The following is a 3,615-nucleotide window of genomic DNA, read 5'->3' on the forward strand; positions in this document are numbered from 1 at the left end:
AACCCATGCAGATGCAATCTTAGATCGGCTGGTTCATGGCAGCATCAAATTAGAGCTAAAAGGAGAATCAATGCGAAAAATACAAACGCTATTGACTGATGGAGATCAGTGAAGTTAATTTAAAAAATGGTTCTGTGATAATGACACAAAGCGATCTCCATCGATGTTAATAAGTGATCTTCTTCATGGTAATACGCATGACTTACGCTACACGCTTACTGCCATATTTGGTCGCTGGCATACAATTGCACTTCACTTAATTTGCTATGATACGCTTATGACAAAACTTTCACTCGCAGGAATGCCCCCATACTGGGCACACAAAAGAAAAAACCCTGCAATAAATTGCAGGGTTTCTTTAAAATTTGGTCGGCGAGAGAGGATTCGAACCTCCGACCCACTGGCCCCAAACCAGTTGCGCTACCAGGCTGCGCTACTCGCCGAAAAAAATCTCTATTTAACGATGTTTTTTATGTAATTTTTAAAACTTATTTATATTATGGTTCGAAAGGGGGTACTTGAACCCCCACATCCGTAAGGATACTAACACTTGAAGCTAGCGCGTCTACCAATTCCGGCACCCTCGCAAACTGCACAAAACAAATATGGGGTGACTAATGGGATTCGAACCCACGACAACCGGAATCACAATCCGGGGCTCTACCAACTGAGCTATAGCCACCATAAAATCTTTAAAAATTCAATTCATTGTATACAACATTAATCTACTACACCGTAGCAGAGCACGCATTAAATGGCGCGCCCGACAGGATTCGAACCTGAGACCTCTGCCTCCGGAGGGCAGCGCTCTATCCAGCTGAGCTACGGGCGCTTAACGCCGTTGCGGGTGAGGATAGTACGGATTTAATAGCATGCTGTCCAGTGATTTTTTAAATAAAAAGATTATTTGCTTATGCTTTATCCATTTCAATCATAAAATTAACCTTACCATCATTTTTTAATCAGCAAAACAGATTATTATTAATCATTTTTTCATTGCTTTATGACGGAAAAGACGATTCAAAAAATAGATCACAGAAACAATCAATAAAAACACGCCGCCAACAATTAATGATAAACGCGTATCTGGATTAATTGCCATGCCAACAAGTACACATGCCAAAAAAAGCAGGGTCAAATAATTCACGTAAGGAAATAATACTGATTTGAAAGTATGTTGGGCTAATTGCGGTTGATGCACTTGCCGAAAACGCAATTGACTCAATAAAATAACAAACCAGGGTATCATTCCAGGCAATACACTTGCACTATAAACATATACAAAAACCGCTTGTGGATCAGGGATAATATAGTTGAGACCTGAGCCAACAATAAGGCACAAAATTGTTAGCATAATACACCGTGCAGGCACACCATTTGCGGTCACTTTCAATAAAGATTTTGGCAGTTGACCATTCTGTGCTAAAGCATAAATCATACGCCCGCCACTATACATGCCACTATTACAGCCTGATAATGCCGCTGTAAGTACCACAAAATTAATTACCGCAGCTGCCGATACAATGCCTACTTTGGCAAACATTAGCACAAATGGACTACCATTCTGACCAATCTCTGTCCAAGGAAATAACGTTACAACAATAAAAATAGCACCGACATAAAAAATCAAAATTCGCCATAAAATATTATTAATAGCTTTCTTTAATGTGACCTGCGGATTTTTTGCTTCTCCCGCAGTAATACCAACTAATTCAACGCCTTGATAAGAGGCAACTACAATACAAAGCGCGAATAAAAAGCCTTGCCAGCCACCGGCAAAAAAACCACCATGCTCAGTCAAATTGGCTAAACCAATCGGTTCAAAATTATTGCCAATACCAACAAAAATCAACCCTAATCCAATCAAGATCATCACAATAATCGTGGTAACCTTAATCATAGCAAACCAGAATTCCAATTCACCGTACAAACGTACTGCGGCCAGATTAGCTAATGCAACAAGTACAACTGCAATCAACGCAAAAATCCATTGTGGAACCTCAGGAAACCAGAATTCCGCGTAGACACCAATCGCTGTGATCTCTGATATCCCAACAGCGACCCACATGAACCAATAACCCCATGCAGTTAAACATCCCCAATAGGGGCTCAAATATTTATAACCAAACGAGGCAAAAGCGCCAGTAACAGGTTCAAGAAACAGCATTTCTCCCATTGAACGCATAATAAAAAAAACAAATAATCCAGCAACAATATAAGCCAGTAATACAGAAGGTCCTGCCCACTTTAACGTACTGGCAGAACCCATAAATAAACCAACACCAATTGTTCCACCTAATGCAATAAGTTCAATATGCCTCGCTTCAAGGCCACGACTGAGACCTTGTTCCGGTTTCCCCATAGCAATTTCCTGCCCTTTCAATAATCACTTAATACCATATGACCTTCATGGTCAAAATGACAGATAATAGTGCCGTAATGAAAACATGTTTTTAATAATAACGAAATAAAAATTTATAAATGTAATCAAAATAGTGTTAATTACTCAACAATGAAAAAACAGTTGGCAGCCAAATACCCTATTTAAAAGAAGACATAGCAGATGGAATTGAAATTTACTACTGTTAAAACAAACCTTTACGATAGAAATAATACACAAATAAAAAACTACAGTTTGCCACTATAATAGTAACCCAGAAAGCGTAATAATTTTATTTGTCGTTTGATACGACTCGGTTGAGAAAGCAATCTATATAACCATTCCAATCCTAATTGTTGCCATAATTTAGGTGCTCGTTTTACATGTCCGGTAAAAACATCGTAAGTACCACCTATTCCCATATAAAGTGCATCAGGATATACTCGTCGACAATCCCGGATAAAAATTTCTTGCCTTGGTGAACCCATTGCTACCGTAACAATTTTTGCTCCACTAGCCTTGATGCGCTCAAATAATATTTCACGTTGTTCCGGCTTAAAGTAACCGTCCTGGCTACCGACAATATTCACCTGCCACTGAGTACGAAGCTTATTTTCACACGAGTTTCGCACAGGCATATAAAGTTCTAAAAATATCTAAAATAATGTTTTATCCGTAAGATATTTTATAATATAAAATATATATTTATTTCAATAACTTATGTGTTAATTAGCAATTTTTGCGAATTATATATTATGTCGAATTGAACTTAAAAATAACTTGTTTATTTGTTGGTGCGAAACTCGTGCTTCACTTTAGTCTGGCTAAATGCCTTTCGTAAGGAAGATGGGTCCCATTCTGTGGGTAAAGGCCATTGTTTTATCCCCAGCTGAGCTGCCCGATTAGCATATCGTGATACAGCAGATGGCGATATCGATAAGCTACGAGCTATCTGGCGATGACTGAGCTTGGCTCGATATTTAAGTCTAAGTATTTCTTTTAGTTCACTAGTTTCGCACAAAACTAATTTGGGTACGCTAATAAAACACGGATGTGCTCAGCAATAGCATTTTTGATTACGTCCCAATTTTGTTGATAAAGGGTTATTTTTTCAGATATACGACGTTTATGTTGTTCAAACCACGCAGAAATAGCGAGAAAAATATGATTTCTTTGCGCTCGGCTCGTGCGAGCCTGACAGCGTTCAATACCACAATTTTGTTTAACTTCTCGAT

Annotated in this window: 2 protein-coding genes, 3 tRNA genes and 3 pseudogenes; 1 reads left to right on the forward strand and 7 read right to left on the reverse strand. The window is 38.5% G+C overall.

The window, feature by feature from the left end:
• Nucleotides 1–112, forward strand: a 112-nt coding sequence (locus CBG25_RS06715) for an ATP-binding protein (protein WP_290603782.1), incomplete at its 5' end; no start/stop codon positions are given.
• 254 nt (nt 113–366) lie between these two features.
• On the opposite strand, the gene CBG25_RS06720 is transcribed toward CBG25_RS06715, so the two are convergent.
• The 7 genes and pseudogenes from CBG25_RS06720 to CBG25_RS06750 all read right to left on the reverse strand — a co-directional run.
• A tRNA-Pro gene (locus tag CBG25_RS06720) sits at nt 367–443 on the reverse strand.
• Nucleotides 444–606: 163 nt separating this feature from the next.
• Nucleotides 607–682 (reverse strand) — tRNA-His (locus CBG25_RS06725).
• A 73-nt stretch (nt 683–755) separates the two neighbouring features.
• A tRNA-Arg gene (locus CBG25_RS06730) sits at nt 756–832 on the reverse strand.
• Between the two features lie 153 nt (nt 833–985).
• Complete coding sequence (locus CBG25_RS06735) at nt 986–2,362, reverse strand: amino acid permease (RefSeq protein WP_290605527.1); 1,377 nt, start codon at nt 2,360–2,362, stop codon at nt 986–988.
• Nucleotides 2,363–2,628: 266 nt separating this feature from the next.
• A pseudogene (locus CBG25_RS06740) lies at nt 2,629–2,997 on the reverse strand (WecB/TagA/CpsF family glycosyltransferase); the annotation flags it as partial.
• A 191-nt stretch (nt 2,998–3,188) separates the two neighbouring features.
• Nucleotides 3,189–3,401 (reverse strand): annotated as a pseudogene (locus CBG25_RS06745) (sigma factor-like helix-turn-helix DNA-binding protein); the annotation flags it as partial.
• Between the two features lie 2 nt (nt 3,402–3,403).
• Nucleotides 3,404–3,615: pseudogene (locus CBG25_RS06750) on the reverse strand (hypothetical protein); the annotation flags it as partial.

This window comes from Arsenophonus sp. ENCA, from assembly GCF_002287155.1.
Lineage (GTDB): Bacteria > Pseudomonadota > Gammaproteobacteria > Enterobacterales > Enterobacteriaceae > Arsenophonus > Arsenophonus nilaparvatae.